Annotated in this window: 18 protein-coding genes; 16 read left to right on the top strand and 2 right to left on the bottom strand. The window is 65.1% G+C overall.

Annotated elements, in window-relative coordinates; genetic code table 11:
• Positions 1-117 precede the first annotated feature (117 nt).
• Genes RB623_RS21115 through RB623_RS21100 form a run of 4 tightly spaced genes read left to right on the top strand, consistent with a single transcriptional unit; the run spans position 118 to position 5,108 of the window.
• Positions 118-1,131, top strand: a complete 1,014-nt coding sequence (locus RB623_RS21115) for a sugar ABC transporter permease (protein WP_308058942.1) — start codon at positions 118-120, stop codon at positions 1,129-1,131.
• Between the two features lies 1 nt (position 1,132).
• Positions 1,133-2,299 (top strand): carbohydrate ABC transporter permease, encoded by a 1,167-nt coding sequence (locus RB623_RS21110; RefSeq protein WP_308058941.1) that lies wholly within the window; start codon positions 1,133-1,135, stop codon positions 2,297-2,299.
• A 4-nt stretch (positions 2,300-2,303) separates the two neighbouring features.
• Entirely contained in the window at positions 2,304-3,971 is a 1,668-nt protein-coding gene (locus RB623_RS21105) for an alpha-glucosidase family protein (protein ID WP_308058940.1), read from the top strand.
• A 27-nt stretch (positions 3,972-3,998) separates the two neighbouring features.
• A complete protein-coding gene (locus RB623_RS21100; RefSeq protein ID WP_308058939.1) occupies positions 3,999-5,108 on the top strand; it encodes a sn-glycerol-3-phosphate ABC transporter ATP-binding protein UgpC in 1,110 nt (369 codons plus the stop codon).
• 97 nt (positions 5,109-5,205) lie between these two features.
• On the opposite strand, the gene RB623_RS21095 is transcribed toward RB623_RS21100, so the two are convergent.
• Positions 5,206-7,137, bottom strand: coding sequence for an adenylate/guanylate cyclase domain-containing protein (locus RB623_RS21095; RefSeq protein WP_308058938.1), 1,932 nt, complete (start codon positions 7,135-7,137; stop codon positions 5,206-5,208).
• A 325-nt stretch (positions 7,138-7,462) separates the two neighbouring features.
• Here RB623_RS21095 and RB623_RS21090 point away from each other — a divergent pair, with 325 nt between their 5' ends.
• The 5 genes from RB623_RS21090 (at position 7,463) to gndA (ending at position 12,216) form a co-directional block, all read left to right on the top strand.
• Entirely contained in the window at positions 7,463-8,599 is a 1,137-nt protein-coding gene (locus tag RB623_RS21090) for a multicopper oxidase domain-containing protein (RefSeq protein ID WP_308058937.1), read from the top strand.
• Positions 8,596-9,804 carry a metal transporter gene (locus RB623_RS21085; protein WP_308058936.1) on the top strand — a complete coding sequence of 403 codons (1,209 nt, stop codon included), beginning with the start codon at positions 8,596-8,598 and terminating at the stop codon, positions 9,802-9,804. Before RB623_RS21090 ends, RB623_RS21085 begins: the two co-directional genes overlap by 4 nt.
• Positions 9,805-9,877: 73 nt before the next feature.
• Positions 9,878-10,147, top strand: a complete 270-nt coding sequence (locus tag RB623_RS21080; protein WP_308058935.1) for a DUF2171 domain-containing protein — start codon at positions 9,878-9,880, stop codon at positions 10,145-10,147.
• A gap of 91 nt (positions 10,148-10,238) precedes the next feature.
• Positions 10,239-10,676, top strand: a complete 438-nt coding sequence (locus RB623_RS21075; RefSeq protein WP_308058933.1) for a Fur family transcriptional regulator — start codon at positions 10,239-10,241, stop codon at positions 10,674-10,676.
• Positions 10,677-10,779: 103 nt separating this feature from the next.
• Entirely contained in the window at positions 10,780-12,216 is a 1,437-nt protein-coding gene (gndA, locus tag RB623_RS21070; RefSeq protein WP_308058932.1) for an NADP-dependent phosphogluconate dehydrogenase, read from the top strand.
• 26 nt (positions 12,217-12,242) lie between these two features.
• Here gndA and RB623_RS21065 read toward each other — a convergent pair whose 3' ends face one another.
• Positions 12,243-13,256 carry a LacI family transcriptional regulator gene (locus RB623_RS21065; protein WP_374121720.1) on the bottom strand — a complete coding sequence of 338 codons (1,014 nt, stop codon included), beginning with the start codon at positions 13,254-13,256 and terminating at the stop codon, positions 12,243-12,245.
• Between the two features lie 413 nt (positions 13,257-13,669).
• Between RB623_RS21065 and RB623_RS21060 the strand changes: the two genes are divergently transcribed.
• From RB623_RS21060 to mgrA, 7 genes are all read left to right on the top strand, one after another.
• A complete protein-coding gene (locus tag RB623_RS21060) occupies positions 13,670-14,908 on the top strand; it encodes an ABC transporter substrate-binding protein (RefSeq protein ID WP_308058929.1) in 1,239 nt (412 codons plus the stop codon).
• A 75-nt stretch (positions 14,909-14,983) separates the two neighbouring features.
• Positions 14,984-15,880 carry a carbohydrate ABC transporter permease gene (locus RB623_RS21055; protein ID WP_374121719.1) on the top strand — a complete coding sequence of 299 codons (897 nt, stop codon included), beginning with the start codon at positions 14,984-14,986 and terminating at the stop codon, positions 15,878-15,880.
• Between the two features lies 1 nt (position 15,881).
• Positions 15,882-16,823, top strand: coding sequence for a carbohydrate ABC transporter permease (locus RB623_RS21050; RefSeq protein WP_308058927.1), 942 nt, complete (start codon positions 15,882-15,884; stop codon positions 16,821-16,823).
• A 4-nt stretch (positions 16,824-16,827) separates the two neighbouring features.
• The gene (locus RB623_RS21045) at positions 16,828-17,913 is read left to right on the top strand and encodes an ABC transporter ATP-binding protein (RefSeq protein WP_308058926.1); all 1,086 of its coding nucleotides are present in this window, start codon (positions 16,828-16,830) and stop codon (positions 17,911-17,913) included.
• Positions 17,914-17,953: 40 nt separating this feature from the next.
• Positions 17,954-18,697: a sugar phosphate isomerase/epimerase gene (locus RB623_RS21040; RefSeq protein WP_308058925.1), complete on the top strand. Its 744-nt coding sequence runs from the start codon at positions 17,954-17,956 to the stop codon at positions 18,695-18,697.
• A 13-nt stretch (positions 18,698-18,710) separates the two neighbouring features.
• The gene (locus RB623_RS21035) at positions 18,711-19,853 is read left to right on the top strand and encodes a Gfo/Idh/MocA family oxidoreductase (protein WP_308058923.1); all 1,143 of its coding nucleotides are present in this window, start codon (positions 18,711-18,713) and stop codon (positions 19,851-19,853) included.
• 170 nt (positions 19,854-20,023) lie between these two features.
• Positions 20,024-21,070, top strand: a complete 1,047-nt coding sequence (mgrA, locus tag RB623_RS21030) for an L-glyceraldehyde 3-phosphate reductase (protein ID WP_308058951.1) — start codon at positions 20,024-20,026, stop codon at positions 21,068-21,070.
• The last annotated feature ends 1 nt before the right edge of the window (position 21,071 follow it).

Genomic DNA, 21,071 nt, shown 5'->3' with positions numbered 1-21,071 from the left:
GGCTTCGTCCGGGCCGCGGGAGCGGTCCGGCGGCCGGAAGAGGCTGGCCGCCGCCCGGCAAGCGCAAACTGCAAGCATCTGATTTGTTGAGCAGGTCCTCATAGAGGGGAGGTACCCATGGCTGGTCAGATTTTCTCGGCCATCATTGCCATCGTCGTCGGCGTCGGCGGCTGCGTCGCCTATTTCTGGGGGGCCAACAAGGCGCTCGACCTGATCTTCCCGGCGCGCGGGGTCAGCGGCGGCACGGCCATCAACAACCTTCGCCGGCAGGGCATGATCCGGCCGTGGCTGTTCATCGGCCCGGCGATGATCATCCTGGTCGTCTATCTGCTCTACCCCGTGGTGCAGACGCTCTATCTCTCCTTCCACGACCGGGCGGGACAGAATTTCGTCGGCGTCGACAACTATGCCTGGGCCTTCGGCGACCGCGAGTTCCGCAACTCGATCCTCAACAATTTCCTGTGGCTGCTGGTGGTGCCGGCCGCCTGCACCTTCCTCGGCCTGGTGATCGCGGTGCTGACCGACCGCATCTGGTGGGGCACGATCGCCAAAAGCCTGATCTTCCTGCCGCTTGCCATCTCATTCGTCGGCGCCAGCGTCATCTGGAAGTTCATCTACGAGTATCGCGGCGAGGGCCAGACCCAGATCGGCCTGCTCAACGCCATCGTCCAGGGGTTGGGCGGCGATCCGCAGGTGTGGATATCGCTGCCGTTCTGGAACAACTTCTTCCTGATGGTGATCCTGATCTGGATCCAGACCGGCTTCGCCATGGTCATCCTGTCGGCGGCGCTTCGCGGCATTCCCGACGAGACCATCGAGGCGGCGGTAATCGACGGCGCCTCGGGCTTCCAGATCTTCTGGAAGATCATGATCCCGCAGATCTGGGGCACCATCGCCGTGGTGTGGACCACCATCACCATCCTGGTGCTGAAAGTGTTCGACATCGTGCTGACCATGACCAACGGCCAGTGGAACAGCCAGGTGCTCGCCAACCTCATGTTCGACTGGATGTTCCGCGGCGGCGGCGATTTCGGTCGCGGCGCGACCATCGCGATCGTGATCATGATCGCCGTTCTGCCGATCATGGTCTGGAACATCCGCCAGGCCAACAAGGAAACCGGAGGGCACTGAGATGTCTCAGGCAAGCGGCAAGTCCGCCGGAAAGTCCTTTCTCGGCCGCTTCGGCATCCACATCGCCGTGTTCTTCTTCGTCGCGGTCTGGACCATCCCGACGCTCGGCATCCTCGTCTCGTCGCTCCGCGACAAGGACCAGATCATCGCGTCGGGCTGGTGGAACTCCTTCGCCGGTTCGGTGCAGACCGAAAACGGCCGCCTGCCGCCGGCTTCCGCCCAGCAGGAGAAGGACGGAAAATTCGTCATCGAAGGCAATCTGTTCGAACAGCCCGGCGGCCGCGAGATCAGCGCCTTCGGCACGCGCGCCGTGGCGCCAACCGAGTTTCCCGCCGGCGCGGTCGCCGAGCTGAAGGACGGCGTCACCCTGCGGGTCAACGCCGACGGCGGCTTCGTGCTCGCCTCGCCAGTCGCGTTCGAGGGTGACCGCGGGCAGCGCGTCTATTACGCGGCGACCACGCCGCCGCGCTTCACCACCGAGAACTACCAGTCGGTGCTGTTTTCCGAAGGCATCGGTCGTTCCTTCATCAACTCGCTGACCGTGACCATACCGGCCACGGTGATCCCGATCATGATCGCGGCCTTCGCCGCCTATGCGCTGGCCTGGATGCGTTTTCCCGGCCGGGCGCTGATCATCGCCGTCATCATCGGCCTGCTGGTCGTGCCGCTGCAGATGGCGCTGATCCCGCTGCTGCAGCTTTACAACGGCGTCGGCGCCTTCTTCGGCGTCCCGTCGAAGACCTATCTCGGCATATGGCTGGCGCATACCGGTTTCGGCCTGCCCTTCGCCATCTATCTGCTCCGGAGTTACATGGCCGGCCTGCCGCGCGAACTGATGGAGTCGGCACGCATCGACGGCGCCAGCGATTTCGAGATCTTCATCAAGATCGTGCTGCCGCTGTCCTTCCCGGTGCTCGCCTCCTTCGCCATCTTCCAGTTCCTGTGGGTATGGAACGATCTGCTGGTGGCGATGGTTTTCCTCGGATCGAGCGCCGACCAACTGGTGCTGACCGGCCGGCTCAACGCGCTGCTCGGTTCGCGCGGCGGCGACTGGGAGATTCTCACGACCTCGGCCTTCGTCACCATCATCGTGCCGCTGATTGTGTTCTTCTCGCTCCAGCGCTACTTCGTCCGCGGCCTGCTCGCGGGCTCCGTCAAGGGAGGTTGATCTCATGCAATCAGCGGCACGCAGGGTCGAGCGGCCCGAAACGGCCCCGGATCGCGACTGGTGGCGCGGCGCGGTGATCTACCAGATCTATCCGCGCAGCTACCAGGACTCCGACGGCGACGGCATCGGCGACCTGAAGGGCATCATCCGCCGGCTGCCCTACATCGCCGATCTCGGCGCCGATGCCATCTGGATCTCACCGTTCTGCAAGTCGCCGATGAAGGATTTCGGCTACGACGTCTCGGACTATCGCGACGTCGATCCGATGTTTGGCCGGCTATCGGACTTCGACACGCTGATCGCCGAGGCGCATCGCCTCGGCCTCAAGGTGATGATCGACGAGGTGATCTCGCACACCTCCGACCAGCATCCCTGGTTCAAAGAGAGCCGGTCGAGCCGCGCCAATCCCAAGGCCGACTGGTATGTGTGGGCGGACGCCAAGCCGGACGGCACGCCGCCCAACAACTGGCTGTCGATCTTCGGCGGCTCGGCCTGGCAGTGGGACACCCGCCGCCAGCAATATTTTCTGCACAACTTCCTGTCGGAGCAGCCGGACCTCAACTTCCATAACCGCGAGGTGCAGGGCGAACTGCTCGACATCACCCGGTTCTGGCTGGAACGCGGCGTCGACGGTTTCCGCCTCGACACCATCAACTTCTACTTCCACAGCCAGGGGCTGGAGGACAATCCGGCGCTGCCGCCGGCCGAGCGCAACGACCAGACGGCGCCGGCGGTCAACCCCTATAACTATCAGGACCACATCTACGACAAGAGCCGGCCGGAGAATGTCGATTTCCTGCGCCGCTTCCGCGCCCTGCTCGACGAGTACCCGGCCGCCGCGGCGGTCGGCGAGGTCGGCGATTCGCAGCGCGGCCTGCAGGTGGTCGCCGAATACACGGGCGGCGGCGACCGTGTGCAGATGTGCTATGCCTTCGACTTCCTCGCGCCGGAAAAGATCAGCGCGACGAAGGTGCGCACCGTTCTTGAGGATTTCGGACAGGTCGCCAGCGACGGCTGGGCCTGCTGGGCCTTCTCCAATCACGACGTGAAACGCCACGCCTCGCGCTGGGGCGAGGGCGAGGCCGACCGCGCCGCCTATCTGAAAGTGATTTCGGCACTGTTGATGTCGCTGCGCGGCTCGGTCTGCATCTATCAGGGCGAGGAACTGGGCCTGACCGAAGCCGATCTCGCCTTCGAGGATCTGCAGGATCCCTACGGCATCCGCTTCTGGCCGGAATTCAAGGGCCGCGACGGCTGCCGCACGCCGATGGTGTGGGATTCCAAGGCGCCGAATGGCGGCTTCTCGACCGCGAAACCGTGGCTACCGGTGCCGGCCGACCATCTGCGCGCCGCCGTCGACACCCAGAAGGGCAATGCTGCGTCGCTGCTGGAGCACTATCGCCGCTTCCTCGCCTTCCGCAGGGCCTATCCGGCTTTCGCCAAGGGCGAGATCGAATTCCTGGCGGCGCAAGACGACGCCGTCGCTTTCGTCAGGCGCTACGGCAACGAGCAGATCGTCTGCGCGTTCAATCTCGGGGCCGCGCCGGTGGCGGTGGACCTCGGCGGCGCCCGGAGCGTGCAGCCGCTCGTAGGCCACGGCTTTTCAGGTGTTCTCGACGGCGGCACCGTCCGCCTCGACGGTTACGGTGCGTGGTTCGGGCGCATGGTCTGACGTGGCGCGGCAAAAAGGGAGGACAGCATGGCCGATCTCACCCTCAGGAACGTCAAGAAGGCGTATGGCAACCTCTACACGCTTCATGGCATCGACCTCGACATCCAGTCCGGCGAGTTCATCGTCTTCGTCGGTCCGTCCGGCTGCGGCAAGTCGACTCTGCTGCGGACCATCGCAGGCCTGGAGGAGATCACGTCGGGAGAGCTGAAGATCGCAGGCGAAGTCGTCAACGATGTGCCGCCGTCGAAACGCGGCATCGCCATGGTGTTCCAGTCCTACGCGCTCTATCCGCACATGACGGTCTATGACAATATGGCCTTCTCCATGCGCATCGCGCGGGAAAGCAAGGCGGAGATCGACAAGCGCGTGCGCAACGCCGCCGAGATCCTCCAGTTGACGAAGATGCTCGACCGGCTGCCCAAGGCGATGTCGGGCGGCCAGCGGCAGCGTGTCGCCATCGGCCGCGCCATCGTGCGCAACCCCAAGGTCTTTCTGTTCGACGAGCCGCTGTCGAACCTCGACGCTGCGCTGCGCGTCGCCACCCGCATCGAGATCGCAAAACTCAAGGAATCGATGCCCAACACCACCATGATCTATGTCACCCACGACCAGGTCGAGGCGATGACGCTGGCCGACCGCATCGTGGTGCTGAAGGAAGGCCGCATCGAACAGGTCGGCTCTCCGATGGAACTCTACAAGCATCCCGGCAACCTGTTCGTCGCCCAATTCATCGGCTCGCCGGCCATGAACATCCTGCCGGCCACGCTGAGCAAGCCCGGCATGCCGACCGAGGTCGATGTGTTCGGCCGCAAGATCGCGGTGCCGGTCTCCACGTCCGGCGCTTCCGCCGGCAGCACGATCAGTTTCGGCGTGCGGCCGGAGGACCTGTCGCTGGCCGGCGGCGACAACGTGCTGTTCGAGGGAGCGATCGACTACATCGAGCAGCTCGGCGAGGTGCAACTGGTCTATGTCGACATCGGCCGGCCGAACGAGCCGATCGTCGCCAAGCTGCCGGGCAACGCCAGCGTGCAGCGCGGCTCGACGATCCGGCTTTCGGCGGATGCCGGCGATCTGCATATCTTCGACGACAATGGCCTTTCGTTCGCGCGACCGCGCGAGGAGGCGAAGGCCGCCTGATCCCTCCTCCCATCCGGCGCCTTTGTGCGGCGGGCTCCCGAAAGGGAGCCCGCCTGCTTTCGCGGCATCTGTTGCGTAGTGGTGTTCGTCGGTGGCGCTATGCCGCGCTCGCCTCATGCGTCTCGGATGAGGGGGCTCCGGCATGAACCTCGCCGACCACGAAAACCGCCATCGCCTCGCCGCGCCCGCGCAGCCTGTGAGTGCCGGCGGGGATCGTCTCGAAACGTTCGTCGAGGCGCGAGGCGGTCTCGGCGGATATGGCTATCGTGGTGCGGGCCTCGGGCGCCAGCACCTTGCCCAGTTCCTGCAATCTCTGGCTGACATTCACCGTGTCGCCGATGATCGTGTAGTTGACGCGGTCGGACGCGCCGATGTTGCCGACGATGACCGGCCCGGTGTGGATGCCGATGCGCACGCGCAATGCCGGCCTGCCTTCTGTCGCGGCCGACCGGTTGTCGGCTTCCAGTTCGTCGCGGATCACTGCCGCGGCGCGGACGGCGGCCGCGGCATGGCCCTTGAGGTGATCCGGTGCGCCGAAGAAGGCCATCATGCCGTCTCCGAGGAATTTGTCGACGGTGCCGCCCTCGGCGTCGACGGCGCGGCACAGGATGGCGAAATGCCGGTTGAGCAGTTTTGCCGCCTCGGCCGCGCCCATGCGTTCCGACAGCGCGGTGAAATCGGCGATGTCGGTGAACATGACGGTGACCATGGCCTCGCGCGATTCGACGATGCCGATCTCGCCGCTGCGAACGAGTTTGGCCACCAGCGAGCGCGGGATGTAGGTGGAGAAGGCGCGCAGGCCGATCAGCATGGCGTTGAAGGCGGAGGCCTGATCGTCGATCTCCAGCACCCGGCTGCGCGGCAGCGGCGCAAGCCCGTCGAGTTCGAAATCGGCGACGCGGGTGGCCTGGCCGGCGATCGCCTGGATCGGTCGGGACAGCCGCCTGCCGAGCAGGATGGCGATGATTACCGCGGCCGCCATCGCGCCTAGCCCGACCAGCGCCGATGCGACGACACGCTCGATCTCGCCGGCGATCTGGCTGGACTTGAAGTAGGCGCCGATGGTCCACGGCCGCTCGCCATAGCCGGCAATCTTGCGGGTCATGGCGAAATAGCTGGCTTCGTCGTTCCACCAATTGGACGTATCCTTGTCGCCGTCCAGGTCGATCTCGGCCAGTTCCACGTCGCGGGTGCGTCGTGCGTCGAATTGCTCCTCAGCCTTGCGCTCGGGGTAGGCGGCCAGCACCGGATCGCCGAAGGCGGCAAGCGGCATCAGCGGCGTGATGGCGCCCTTCGGCCCGGCGGGATCGGCCAGCCGCGGGTCGGCGAGGACGCGGTCGTCCCCGTCGAGAATGAAGGCATGCGTGCCGAAACGGGTGGAGAGCTGCTGCGTGATGTCGGAAAGCTTGTGCAGTTCCACCGCCGCGATCACCCACCCATGCGTCGCGCCATTCCGGGACAGGGGAACCGACACCTGGGCGAACAGGCCGTACTGGTTGCTCACGAACGCCCCCCAGCGGCGGCCGTCGACCCGGCGGCGCTGTTCCAGCGCGGCGAGCGTCTGCGGCGAGGTCTCGGCTTCTGGCGCGAACCGCTGGATCTCCCCTGGCGGGTCGCTGTCCCTCCTGCGCGAGACACCCCGGCAGACCATGTCCGGCGTGCAGATCAGCATGGCGGTGGCTTGCGTCGTGGCCGAAAGCGCGCCGGAAAGCGCCGCCGCCGTCGCATCCTCGTCGTCGATCTGGAACTCGCCCTGCGTGTAGAGCTGGGCGATGCCGTCCACCGCGCTTTCGGGGCGCGCCATCTCCGTGCGCAGCGAATCTTCCATCGCGTCGACGAGCAGCGTCGATTGCGCGCCGAGCAGGTCGAAGGTGTTGCGGTAGTTGGCGCTGACGGTCAGCGCTAGCACGCCGCCGACCGACAGCAGGACCAATGTGCCGAAGCTGAGCGCCATGATGATGGAGACTGGGATGCGTCGCCGTTTTTCAGGCGGACGTTGCAGGCGTACCGGTTGCGTCGGGATGTTCATACGCGCCAATGTCGTCATGAACCGGGCAAATGCAAGTCCGCCGTCCAAATGGTCGGAAAATGCCGAGCAAGGCTTTCCTGCCGGCGATCCGGCTGCGCGGTATGACTGACAGTCCGGCTGGCGGGCGTCGCCATAAGGGTCGAGTCGAGACCCCGACCTGGGGCTCCGCGGTTGACATCGTCGAAGCCAAGCCGGTCTCGCCGGGGCGACCGACGCACGTGTGCGCGGGGGTTTCGGCGACTTGGCCGCGGCTGCGAGAATCCGCTTGTGGTCGGGGCGCGTCGCGCCCATAATGCAAATCATTCGCATTTGCAGGAAATCGCGCATGGACGGTATTTCGGCCTGGCTTCGCGGTGGGTTCAGCCGCCGTCACCTGTTGCGCGCGGGCCTGACGGCGGCCGGCGGTAGCGTTGTCGCTGCCGGCGCGGCGCTCGGCCAGTCGGGCCATTCCGCTCACGGCACGACGCCTGCCACCGTGGACATGGCTGCGGCCACCGCGTCGCCGCATGCCGCGCATGGCGCGATGATCACCGTCGGCGACGTCGACAGCGCCGGCAACGGTTTTGACCCCGCCGATCTCCTGACCGACTGGGAAACCGGCACGGTATCGATCCTGCCGGACGGCCGCACGCTGCGCACCTTCGAGGTCGAGGCGAACGACAAGGAGATCGAGATCGCGCCGGGGATAAAATTCCCGGCATGGACCTATAACGGCCGGGTGCCCGGCCCGTCGCTGCGCGCGACCGAAGGCGAGAGGTTGCGGATCGTCTTCCGCAACTTCGGCTCGCATCCGCATTCGATGCATTTCCACGGCATCCACGCGGCGCGGATGGACGGCGTGCCCGGGGCAGGGCTGATCGATCCGGGCGACGAATTCGTCTACGAGTTCGACGCAAAACCGTTCGGCTGCCATCTCTACCACTGCCATGCCCTGCCGCTGAAGCGGCACATCCACAAGGGCATGTACGGCCTGTTCGTCATCGATCCAGATCCGGCCCGGCATCCGGAGCATGCCGACATCGCGCGTTCCCGTCTCCTCGGTACGCCCGAGAACGCCGAATGGCAGGAATTCGTCATGGTGATGAACGGCTTCGACACCAACTTCGACAACGAGAACGAAGTCTATGCCGTGAACACGGTCGCCCACGCCTACATGAAGCGGCCGATCAGGGTCGTGCGCGACCGGCCTATCCGGCTCTATCTGGTCAATGTCGTGGAATTCGACCCGATCAACTCCTTCCACCTGCACGCCAACTTCTTCGACTATTTCGACCAGGGGACGACGCTGACCCCGACGCTGAAGACCGTCGACCTGATCACGCAGTGCCAGGCGCAGCGCGGCATCCTCGAATTCACCTATCGCGATCACGAGACCGGGCTCTACATGTTCCATCCGCACCAGTCGGAATTCACCGAGCTCGGCTGGTCGGGCATGTTCGAGGTGGTGGAGGCGGTGGCATGAACGAAGCCTCGCCGATCGCCGCCACGCGGCCTGCTCCTGCCGCGGTGCGACCGCCGAGGGCGGCTTTGTTGTGGCTGCTGTTACCACTCGCCGCGCTCATGGTTGCTGCCGTCTGGCTGGTCGCCGCCGACCCGTTGCGCGGTTTTGGCAATGGCGCGCCGCCGGTCGAAGAGCTGAGCTTCGAGCGGACGATATTATCTACCGACGGCATCGAGGTGCTGGTGCGCGCCGGCGGCTCCGAGCCGATGACGATCGCCCAGGTGCAGGTCGACGACGCCTACTGGCAGTTCACGCAGACGCCGGCCGGCCCGGTCGGCCGCGGCGACACTGCCTGGATCCGCTTGCCGTTTCCCTGGGTGCTGGGCGAGGCGCATGCCGTCACCGTCGTCACCGGCACCGGCGCGACCTTCACCCACGAGATTGCCGTCGCCGTGCCGACGCCGGTGCCGAACGCCGGCAATCTGGTGTCGCAGGGGCTGCTCGGCGTGCTGGTCGGGCTGGTCCCGGTCGCGGTCGGCATGCTGTTTTATCCAGCCCTGCGCGGCGTCGGCCGCGACGGCATGAATTTCCTGCTGGCGCTCACCGTCGGCCTGCTCGCCTTCCTGCTCGTCGATGCCGCATTCGAGGCGTTCGAGCTTGCCGGCGAGGCGGCCGCGCTGTTCCAGGGACCGGTCATGGTGGTGCTCGCGGCCGCCGCGAGTTTCCTGCTGCTGATGGCGGCCGGCCGCCGGAGCGGCGCGCCGACCGGCCTGGCGCTGGCGACCTTCATCGCGCTCGGCATCGGCCTGCACAATCTCGGCGAGGGGCTGGCGATCGGCGCCGCCTTCGCCGCCGGCGCGGCCGGGCTGGGCACGTTCCTGGTGCTGGGTTTCATGCTGCACAACGTCACCGAAGGCATCGGCATCGCCGCGCCCTTGCTGAAGACCAGACCGACGCTGCTGAATTTCGTGGGACTGACACTTCTCGCCGGCGGTCCCGCCGTGATCGGCCTGTGGATCGGCAGCCTCGCCTACGCGCCGCAATGGTCGGCGCTGGCACTGGCGGTCGGGGCTGGCGCCATCCTGCAGGTGATCGTCGAGGTCACCGCCTTCCTGATGCGGTCGGACGGCCGGGGCGCCGCTGCGCTCGCCGCGCCCTGGACCGTCGCGGGGCTGGCCGCCGGCGTGGCCGTCATGTACCTCACCGCAATGCTGGTGAAGATTTGAGCTTCCGCACGACCCTGTGAAGGGAGCCAATCGGCGTGCCGCGCGTTGAGTGGCGTCATCACAGGAGGACCAGATGTCCGGACTCAAAGACGTCAGGGAAAAAATGGAAGTCATCGGGGCCGACGGCGTTCACATCGGAACTGTCGACAGGGTCGAGGAAGACGCCATAAGGCTCACGCGCAAGGACAGCGGGGAGGGCTTGCACAGGGGACACCACCTCACCATCCCGGCCGCGCTGATCGCAGAGGTCGAAGGCGACAAGGTGCGCCTGTCGGCAAACGCGAACGTCGCGGTTGCGTTCGAGGAGGAGGAGAAACCGCGGAGCGGCAGGACCTTCGGATAGGTGGCAAGCCCCGTCGGCTGCCGGACGCGCCGGCGGTTGGGAGGCCCAACGCTTCTTTGCAACTGGTTGTCATCTGGCGCATAATCCGCCGATGACGACAAGAGCGATTCCACCGGGCCGGCCCGACTACGAGAAGGCGCTGCGCAAGGCCGGCGTGCGGATCACGCGGCCGCGCCGCATCATTCTCGGCATACTGTCGAGCGCGGACGACCATCCGGACGCACTGGAGATATTCCGCCGCGCCGTGACCATCGAGCCAAGCATCTCGCTGTCCACCGTCTACCGCACCATGAAACTGCTGGAGGGCATGGGCGCCATCCAGCGCCATGCCTTCGAGGGCGGGCCGTCGCGCTTCGAGCCGTCGGGCGGAGACCACCACGACCATCTCATCGACATCGAGACGGGCGACGTGATCGAGTTCAAGTCCGACCGCATCGAACAGTTGCAAGACGAGATCGCCAAGCGGCTCGGCTACGATATCGTTCACCACCGGCTGGAACTCTACGGCCGCAAGCGCAGCCAGGGCTGACCAGGCTGACCGGCAGGTTGACGAAGCCTCCGGCCGGCGGCAAACATCGCGCGCCGCCGCATCAAGGCCGGCCGAACAAAAACAGCAGGGACGGAAACGCGACATGCAGAAAGCCGAAATCGGCCTGATCGGCCTTGGCGTGATGGGATCGAACCTGGCGCTGAACATCGCCGAAAAAGGCCACCGCATCGCCGTCTACAACCGTACCACTTCGCGTACCCATGAATTCGCCGCCGAAGCGGGGCCGCTCGCGAACATGGTCGTTCCCTGCGACACCATCGAGGCGCTTGCCGGGGCGATCGAGCCGCCCCGCCCGGTGATCATCATGACCCAGGCCGGCAAGCCGGTGGACGAGCAGATCGCGCTGCTGCGCGGCGTGCTTTCCGCCGACGACATCATCATCGACGCCGGCAATGCCAATTTCCGCGACACGATGCGCCGCTTCAACGAGTTGGAAGGCACCGGCCTGACCTTCATCGGCATGGGTGTGTCCGGCGGCGAGGAGGGCGCGCGCCACGGCCCGTCGATCATGGTGGGCGGCACGAAAGACTCCTACAAGCGCATTGAAAAAGTGCTGCTCGATGTTTCCGCCAAATATCGGGGCGAGCCCTGCGCGGCCTGGCTCGGGCCGAACGGCGCCGGGCATTTTGTGAAGACCATCCACAACGGCATCGAATATGCCGACATGCAGATGATCGCGGAAATCTACGGCGTGCTGCGCGATGGGCTGGGCCTGTCGGCCGGCGAGTGCAGCGAAATCTTCAAGACCTGGAACAAGGGCAGGCTGGAATCCTATCTGATCGAGATTTCCGGCATCGTGCTCGGCGCGACCGATCCGATCACCGGCAAGCCGATGGTCGACATGATCGTCGACAAGGCCGGGCAGAAAGGCACCGGAAAATGGTCGGTGATCGAGGCGCAGAACATGGGCGTGCCGGCGACCGGCATCGAGGCGGCGGTGGCGGCGCGCAGCCTGTCATCCTTCAAGGCGCAGCGCGAGAACGCCGAAAAGATTCTTGGGCTCCCCGCCGCCGGCCAGATCAGGTCGGTGGACCGCGAGCGGCTGATCGCTGACCTCGAACTGGCGCTGCTCGCCGGCAAGATCGGCGCCTATGCGCAGGGTTTCGCCGTGATGGCGGAGGCGTCGAAGGAGTTCGGCTGGGACCTGCCGATGCCGACCATCGCCAAGATCTGGCGTGCCGGCTGCATCATCCGCTCGCAATTCCTCGACGACATCACCTCGGCGTTCCGCGCCGCACCCGATGCCGACAATCTGGTGATCACGCCGGCCTTCGCGGCGCGGTTAAAGGAAACCGACGGAGCGCTTCGCCGCACCGTGTCGGTCGCCATTCTCAATGGCCTGGCGGTGTCGGCGCTTGCCTCGGCGCTCGGCTATTTCGACAGCTATCGCCGCGGCCGCGGCACGGCGAACCTCATCCAGGCACAACGCGACTTCTTCGGCGCGCACGGCTTCGACCGCGTGGATGGCGTCGACAAGCATCATGGGCCGTGGGGCAGCGGGCTCGCGGATTTCTCCTGATCGCGGCGATGTGAGCCTGGTACCTATTACGTGTCCACCGCGCTCGGCACCGCAAGCGTCTGCAGCGAGCCCGGCGCGGCGCCACCGATCCAGGCGAGAACCGAGCGGGCAAGCTCGGCGCCGGCGAGGCGGAAATCCTCGTTGACCACCATCAGTTCGGGCCGGAACAGCTTCAGCAGGTCGGACGACTGTTTCGATACCACGTCGACGTCGCGGCCGAGCTTGAAGCCGGCATCCTCGATGCCGGCGACCACCGCGAGCGTCGCGGCGGCGGCGCTGCTCACGAACCCGTCGGGACGATCGCCTCGGCGCATGATCTGTGCCGTCCGGCTCCTGATCCGCTCGATCGACTGATCGATCGACACGGAGTTGAACGGCACTTCCGTCGCGCCGACTTCGTTCACCGTGTCGACGAAGCCGTTCACCGTGTGTCCGTGATAGGTCAAGCTGACCGGCGGCGCCAGCAGAGCCAGCCGGCGCCGGCCCAGTTCCGCGAGCTTGCGCACGGCAATCGCCGCGAAGGCGTGGTTGTCGAAGTCGTGGTAGGGGTGCAGGAGCCCCATATCGGTGCGGCCGTGCGTGGCGAACGGCATGCCGTGTTCGAGCAGATAGCGGGCCCGCGCGTCGTTGGGCTCGGTGCGCGAGATGATGACGCCGTCGGCCGACCCGGTTTCCACCACGTAGCGCACCGGTTCGAGTGCGTCCCGGGACCGCGAGTAGGGCGTGACGATCAGGTGGTAGGGCGTCTCGGCAATCACCTCGGAGATGCCGTAGATAATGTCCGACACAAAACTCATGATCTGCTGGTCGGTGTCGAGCACCAGGCTGATGACGTTGGTCTTGCCGGTGCGCAGGCGCACGCCGGCGCGGTTCGGCCGGTAGCCGACCTGGCGCGCCACCAGGCGCACGCGCTTCTTGGTCTCCTCGCTGATGTCCGGAGCATCTTTCAGCGCGCGCGACACGGTGGTGACCCCCAACCCGGTCATGAAGGCGATGGTCTTCAACGTCGGGCGCGAGGTGCCGCCCGTCCGTTCATCCACCCGTTCCTGTCCGCCCTCGCCATCCATCGCGCCCGCCTATCAGCCGTCCCGTCAAACGGCAACCGGCGCGTCGCGCAAAAGCCTAATCCGCGCCAAGTGTCCGGATAAACTGAAACGTTACAGGTTTCAATCTGCCGCCGCGATCCGGTCTGATTTTTGGCACGATCTCGCGCTCGCGGGTGTTCCTCCCTTGGAAAATGCTTTTCAATCGGCGGGCTTGTCGGCCGGGTAGCGCAAAAATCTTGCAATTAAGGTGCATTGCAGCAGGCTTGTTGCGACGCAACATGTGGATGCCTGGCACAATATAATTCGGCTGCCGAAAAAAATGCACAGGCGCGGCCGTCGCGGGTTGCGCCGTCCGGCTAAATCCCATATTGAAAAACTGTAACGTTTCAGTTCAGGGAGGAATGCCGATGCGTTATCGACTTTATCGCGCCGTGCTCGCGACCAGCGCCGCACTTTTCGCAATCGCCCCGGCCTCGGCCACCGATCTCGAAGTCACCCACTGGTGGACTTCCGGCGGTGAGGCGGCCGCGGTCGCCGAGTTCGCCAAGGCGTTCGACGCCACCGGCAACAAGTGGGTCGACGGCGCCATCGCCGGCGGCGGCAACACCGCGCGTCCGGTCATGATCAGCCGCATCACCGGCGGCGACCCGATGGCCGCTACCCAGTTCAACCACGGCCGCCAGGCGGAGGAGCTTGTCGAGGCGGGCCTGATGCGCGACCTCACCGATCTCGCCACCAAGGAGAAATGGGCCGAGATCGTCCGCCCGAAGAGCCTGCTCGACGGCTGCACGCTCGACGGCAAGATCTATTGCGCGCCGATCAACATCCATTCCTGGCAGTGGCTGTGGCTGTCCAACAAGGCCTTCGCCGACGCCGGCGTTCCGGTGCCGAAGAATTGGGACGAGTTCGTTGCCGCTGCCCCCGCGCTCGAAAAGGCCGGAAAAATCCCGCTCGCCATCGGCGGCCAGCCCTGGCAGAACTCCGGCGCATTCAATGTGCTGATCCCGGCCATCGCCGGCAAGGACGTCTTCCTGAAGGTCTACCAGGACAAGGACGCGACGGTCGCGGCCGGGCCGGAGATGGCCAAGGTGTTCAAGGCCGCCGACGACGCCCGCAAGATGGCCGCGAAATCGAACATCCAGGACTGGAACCAGGCGACCAACCTCGTCATCACCGGCCAGGCTGGCGGGCAGATCATGGGCGACTGGGCGCAGGGCGAGTTCCAGGTTGCCGGCCAGGTCGCCGGCAAGGACTACACCTGCCTGCCCGGCCTCGGCGTCAACGAGCTCATCTCGACGGACGGCGACGCCTTCTATTTCCCGAAGCTCGAGGACGAGGAAAAGAGCAAGGCGCAGGAAGTGCTTGCCTCGACCATGCTCAACCCGCAGGTGCAGGTCGCCTTCAACCTGAAGAAGGGCTCCGTGCCGGTGCGCGGCGACGTCGATCTCGCCGCCGCCAACGACTGCATGAAGAAGGGCCTCGACATACTGGCCAAGGGCAACGTCATCCCCGCGGTGAACCAGCTTAACACCGAGGACACCAACAACCAGCTCAACGACCTGTTCGTCGAGTTCTTCAAGACGCCGTCGCTGACGCCCGAGGAAGCGCAGAAGCGTTACGTCGCCATCATCGAGGCTGCCGACTAGCCGAACCCGAACCCCGGCGGACCGGCCCGTAACCCGGGCCGGTCCGCCTTCGCGCAGCCGGAGTCCGAGATGAGCATGAGCGAGAGCACGGCCGCGCGCCGTCCCGGCCAGTTGTTCCGGAACCTCAACGCCAAGATCGCGTCGATACCGATGATCCTGACCGCGCTGGTCATTTTTGTCGGCGGTACGCTCTGGACGGTCCTCTACTCCTTCACCAATTCGAAGCTGCTGCCGCGACTGAATTTTGTCGGGCTCGACCAGTACGAGCGGCTGTGGTCGGCGCCGCGCTGGCTGACCTCGATCGAGAACCTCATTACCTACGGTGTGCTCTCGCTGATCTTCTCGCTGACGATCGGCTTCCTGCTCGCCGCGCTGCTCGACCAGAAGATCCGATTCGAAAACGCATTCCGCACGATTTTCCTCTATCCCTTCGCGCTGTCCTTCATCGTCACCGGCCTCGTCTGGCAATGGATCCTCAACCCGGATTTCGGCGTGCAACACATCGTGCGCAGCCTGGGCTGGGAAAGCTTCGTGTTCAATCCGCTCTACGACCAGGACATCGTCATCTACGGCATCCTGATCGCGGGGCTGTGGCAAGGCACCGGCCTGGTCATGTGCCTGATGCTGGCTGGGCTGCGGGGCATCGACGAGGACATCTGGAAGGCCGCGCGCGTCGACGGCATACCGATGTGGAAGACCTACCTTTTCATCGTCATCCCGATGATGCGCCCGGTCTTCATCACCACGCTGGTCATCATCGCGTCGGGTATCGTGCGCCTCTACGACCTCGTCGTCGCGCAGACCAGCGGCGGTCCCGGTCACGCCTCCGAAGTGCCGGCGAAATACGTCTACGACTACATGTTCGCCGCGCAGAATCTCGGCCAGGGTTTTGCCGCCTCGACCATGATGCTGGTGACGGTCGGCATCATCATCGTGCCCTGGGCCTATCTCGAATTCGGACGGAGGCGGTAGCATGTCGAATCCCGCCACGCTTGCCGCGACCGTCGTCGGGGCGGATGCCGTCGCAGGCAGCCTCAGCGGCCCGCACGGACCGCGGCCGCGCGTCACCTTTTCGCGCCGCAACATCATCATCTACGGCACGCTGACGGTCGTGGCGCTCTACTACCTGCTGCCGCTCTATGTGATGGTCGTCACATCCTTGAAGGGAATGCCGGAAATCCGCGTCGGCAATGTTTTTGCGCCACCGCTGGAGATAACCTTCGAGCCCTGGGTCAAGGCCTGGGCGACGGCTTGCACCGGCCTCAACTGCGACGGCCTCAGCAGGGGCTTCTGGAATTCGGTGCGCATCACCGTGCCGTCGGTGATCCTGTCGATCGCCATCGCCTCGGTGAACGGCTACGCGCTGGCCAACTGGCGCTTCAAGGGCGCCGACATCTTCTTCACCATCCTGATCGTCGGCGCCTTCATCCCCTACCAGGTGATGATCTATCCGATCGTCATTGTGCTGCGCGAGATCGGCCTCTACGGCTCGCTTGGCGGCCTGGTCATCGTCCACTCGATTTTCGGCATGCCGATCCTGACGCTGCTCTTCCGCAATTATTTCGCATCGCTGCCGGAGGAACTGTTCAAGGCGGCCCGCGTCGACGGCGCCGGCTTCTGGGGCATCTATTTCCGCATCATGATGCCGATGAGCCTGCCGATCTTCGTGGTGGCCATGATCCTGCAGGTCACCGGCATCTGGAACGATTTCCTGTTCGGCGTCGTCTACACCAAGCCGGACACCTATCCGATGACCGTGCAGCTCAACAACATCGTCAATTCGGTCCAGGGCGTGAAGGAGTACAACGTCAACATGGCAGCGACACTCATCACCGGCCTGGTGCCGCTGGTCGTCTATTTCGTCTCGGGAAAACTGTTCGTGCGCGGCATCGCCGCCGGCGCGGTGAAGGGTTGAGGCGATGACGAGTGTTCTGGTCAAGGACGTATCGCTGAATTTCGGCGCGGTCGAGGTGCTGAAGGCGCTCAACCTCGACGTGGCCGAGGGCGAGTTCATCGTGCTGCTCGGCCCCTCCGGCTGCGGAAAATCCACGCTGCTCAACTGCATCGCCGGCCTGCTCGACGTCTCGGCCGGGCAGATCTTCATCAACGGCAAGAACGTCACCTGGGAGGAGCCGAAGGACCGCGGCATCGGCATGGTGTTCCAGTCCTACGCGCTCTATCCGCAGATGTCGGTGGAAGGGAACCTGTCCTTCGGCCTCAAGAACGCCGGCCTGCCCAGGGACGAGATTGCAAAACGCATCGCGCGCGCCGCCGCCATCCTGCAGATCGAGCCGCTTTTGCAGCGCAAGCCCTCGGCGCTTTCCGGTGGCCAGCGCCAACGCGTCGCCATCGGCCGCGCCCTGGTGCGCGACGTCGACGTGTTTCTGTTCGACGAGCCGCTGTCGAACCTCGACGCAAAACTGCGCTCCGAACTGCGGGTCGAGATCAAGCGCCTGCACCAGACGCTCGGCAACACCATGATCTACGTCACCCACGACCAGATCGAGGCGATGACGCTGGCCGACCGCATCGCGGTGATGCGGAACGGCCTGATACAGCAGCTCGACCGGCCGCAGGCGATCTACACGAAGCCCGTCAACCGCTTCGTCGCCGGCTTCATCGGCTCGCCGGGCATGAATTTCCTGGAGGGCCGGCTGGAAACGCGCGACGGGTCGCCCCGTTTCGTCGCCGACGGGGTCGACATTCCGCTGTCGACCTATTCCTTCGACGCCGCCGGTTTCCAGCCGGGGCCGGCGGTGTTCGGCATGCGCCCCGAACATGTCGGCTTGAACACCGGCGCCGACTGGCCGTTCAGCGGCGAGGCGACGGTCGAGGTTGTCGAGCCGATGGGGTCCGATACGCTGGTCTGGACCCGGCTCGGCGGCCAGAACTTCACCGTGCGTGTCACCTCCGAACGCGCGCCGTCCGTCGGCGACCGGGTGACGATCGGCTTCGATCCGCTCAGGGCCTCGCTGTTCGATCTGTCCACCGGAGTCCGGCTCTGATCGCAGTCTCACTCCTCCCCGTGCAAACAGGAAACTACCGATGACCTGGTCATTCCAACTTTACAGCGCCCGCAATTTCCAGCCCTGGCCGGACGTGCTGAAGACGCTTTCCGAACTCGGCTACAAGAATGTCGAGGGTTTTGGCGGCCTCTACGAGAATTCGCTCGGCCTGCGCGGCGAACTGGACAAGGTCGGGCTCGCCATGCCGAGCGGGCATTTTTCCCTGGATCAGATCGAGGATTTCGGCTTCTCGTCCCAGGTCGCGCGCAATCTCGACATGCAGCTCGTCGCCTGTCCGCACATCGCCGCCGACCGGCGCCCGAACGATGCCGCCGGTTGGCGGGCCTTTGGCGAGCGGCTGGCGAAAGCAGGCAAGCCGTTCCAGGACAGCGGCATCGCGTTTGCCTGGCACAATCACGACTTCGAGTTCCAGCCGCTGGCAGACGGCTCGCTGCCGATGACCCACATTCTGGAAGCCGCGCCCGCCATCGGCTGGGAGATCGACGTTGCCTGGGTGATCCGCGGCGGCGCCGACCCGCTGAAATGGATCGGCGACCATGGCGACCGGATCGTCGCCGTCCACGTCAAGGACATCGCACCGGCCGGGCAGAATGCCAATGAGGACGGCTGGGCCGATGTCGGCCACGGCAGCGTCGACTGGAAGGATCTCGTCTCGACGCTGAAGGCGAAGACGCAGGCAAAATTCTATGTGATGGAACACGACAATCCGAGCGATTTCCGGCGCTTCGCCAGCCGGTCGATCGCTGCGGCGAAGACATATTGAGGGAACTTTCGAAATGGCAAAAAAACTCGGAGTAGGGGTCATCGGCTGCGGCAACATCTCCGCAGCCTATTTCACGCTCGCGCCGCTGTTTCGCGGCATCAAGATGAAGGCCTGCGCCGACATCAACATGGATGCGGCCCGCGCCCGCGCCAAGGAGTTCGACGTTCGCGCCGAGACGGTGGACGGTCTGCTCAAGGCGGACGACATCGACATCGTCGTCAATTTGACGATCCCGGCGGTGCATCACGCGGTCTCCAAGGAAATCCTCGACGCCGGCAAGCATGTCTATTCGGAAAAGCCCTTCGTGTTGACGCTGAAGGAAGGCCAGGACCTGAAGACGCGGGCGGAAAAGAAGCACCTGCGCATCGGCTCCGCGCCCGACACCTTCCTCGGCGGCGCGCACCAGTTGGCGCGCGACATCATCGACAGCGGCAAGGTCGGAAAGATCACCAGCGGCACCGCCTATGTGATGAGCCACGGTATGGAGCACTGGCACCCCAATCCGGACTTCTTCTTCCAGCCGGGCGCAGGCCCGGTGCTCGACGTCGGACCGTATTACGTCACCAACCTGATCCAGTTGATCGGCCCGGTGAAACGCGTCGCAGCCATCTCGTCGACGCCGTCGCCGGAGCGCACCATCACCTCGAAGCCGCGCCATGGCGAGAAGGTGAAGGTCGAGACGCCGACCACCATCCATGCGCTGGCGGAATTCCACAATGGCGCGGTGATCACGCTCAACGCCAGTTGGGACGTCTGGAACCACGGCCACCAGCCGATGGAACTCTATGGCGAGGAAGGCACCATCCATGTGCCCGACCCGAACTTCTTCGGCGGGATCGTCACCTATACAAAACAGTCGTCTGCGGTGAAGAAGCTGCCCAAAAGGGAGCATCCGCTCGGCGTGCCCAACCAGAAGCACTCGATGGGCATGATGGCCAATTACCGCACCATCGGGCTGGCCGACATGGCGGTGGCGATCGGCGAGGGCCGCCCGCACCGCTGCTCGATGGAATTGGCGCTGCATGCGGTCGAGGTCATGACCGGCATATTGAAGGCCGGCGAGACCGGAAAGTTCGTCGAGATGACGACGACCTGCGAGCGGCCCGCCGCGCTCGGCCCCAAGGATGCGAGGGCGTTGCTGGCGAAGAAGAAGTAGCTCTGCTATCCCTCCCCCTTGAGGGGAGGGTGGCCGCGCAGCGGCCGGGTGGGGTCATCTCCGCCGGCTCTATCCTCAAAAAGCAGGCCGAGTTCGGCCGCCAGGACCCCACCCCGGCGCTGCGCGCCGACCCTCCCCTCAAGGGGGAGGGAAACCGGAGCCACTTTCCCATGCCCTACTCCCCCGCCGCCGACCGCTACAAATCCATGCGCTACAACCGCTGCGGAAAATCCGGCCTGAAGCTGCCGGCGATCTCGCTCGGGCTCTGGCACAATTTCGGCGACGACACGCCGATGAAGACCAAGCGCGCCATCTGCCACAAGGCCTTCGACCTCGGCATCACGCATTTCGACCTCGCCAACAATTACGGCCCGCCTCCCGGCTCGGCCGAGACCGCCTTCGGCGAGATCCTGCGCAGCGATTTTTCCGGCCTGCGCGACCAGATGATCATCTCGACCAAGGCCGGCTACGACATGTGGCCGGGGCCGTATGGCGAATGGGGCAGCCGCAAATACGTGCTGGCCAGCCTCGACCAGAGCCTGAAGCGCATGGGCCTCGACTATGTCGACATCTTCTATTCGCACCGCTTCGACCCGGAGACGCCACTGGAAGAGACGATGATGGCGCTGGACCATGCCGTGCGCTCCGGCAAGGCGCTTTATGCCGGCATCTCCTCCTACAATTCGCAGCGCACGCGCGAGGCGGCAGCCATCCTGCGCGAACTCGGCACGCCGCTGCTCATCCACCAGCCCAGCTATTCGATGATCAACCGCTGGGTCGAAGAAGACGGCCTGCTCGACACGCTGGACGGGCTGGGCGTCGGCTCCATCGTCTTCTCGCCGCTGGCGCAAGGCATGCTGACCACCAAATATCTCGACGGCATCCCGGAAGGCAGCCGCGCATCCCAGGGCAAGTCGCTGCGCACCTCCTTCATCAACGAGCAGACGGTGAAGAACATCCGCGCGCTGAACGGCATCGCCGAGAAGCGCGGCCAGACGCTGGCGCAGATGGCGCTGGCCTGGGTGCTGCGCGGCGGCCGCGTGACCACGGCCCTGATCGGCGCCAGCCGGCCGGAGCAGGTAGAGGATTGCGTTGGCGCGATCAATAACCTCGATTTCAGCGACGCCGAGCTTGCCGAGATCGATTCCTACGCCAAGGACGCCGACATCAACCTCTGGGCCACATCGGCGGAGCGCAAGGGACCGGCGAGGAAGTAGA

This window comes from Mesorhizobium sp. LHD-90, assembly GCF_030929505.1.
GTDB lineage: Bacteria > Pseudomonadota > Alphaproteobacteria > Rhizobiales > Rhizobiaceae > Kumtagia.
This window is presented reverse-complemented; position numbering and strand designations above follow the sequence as displayed.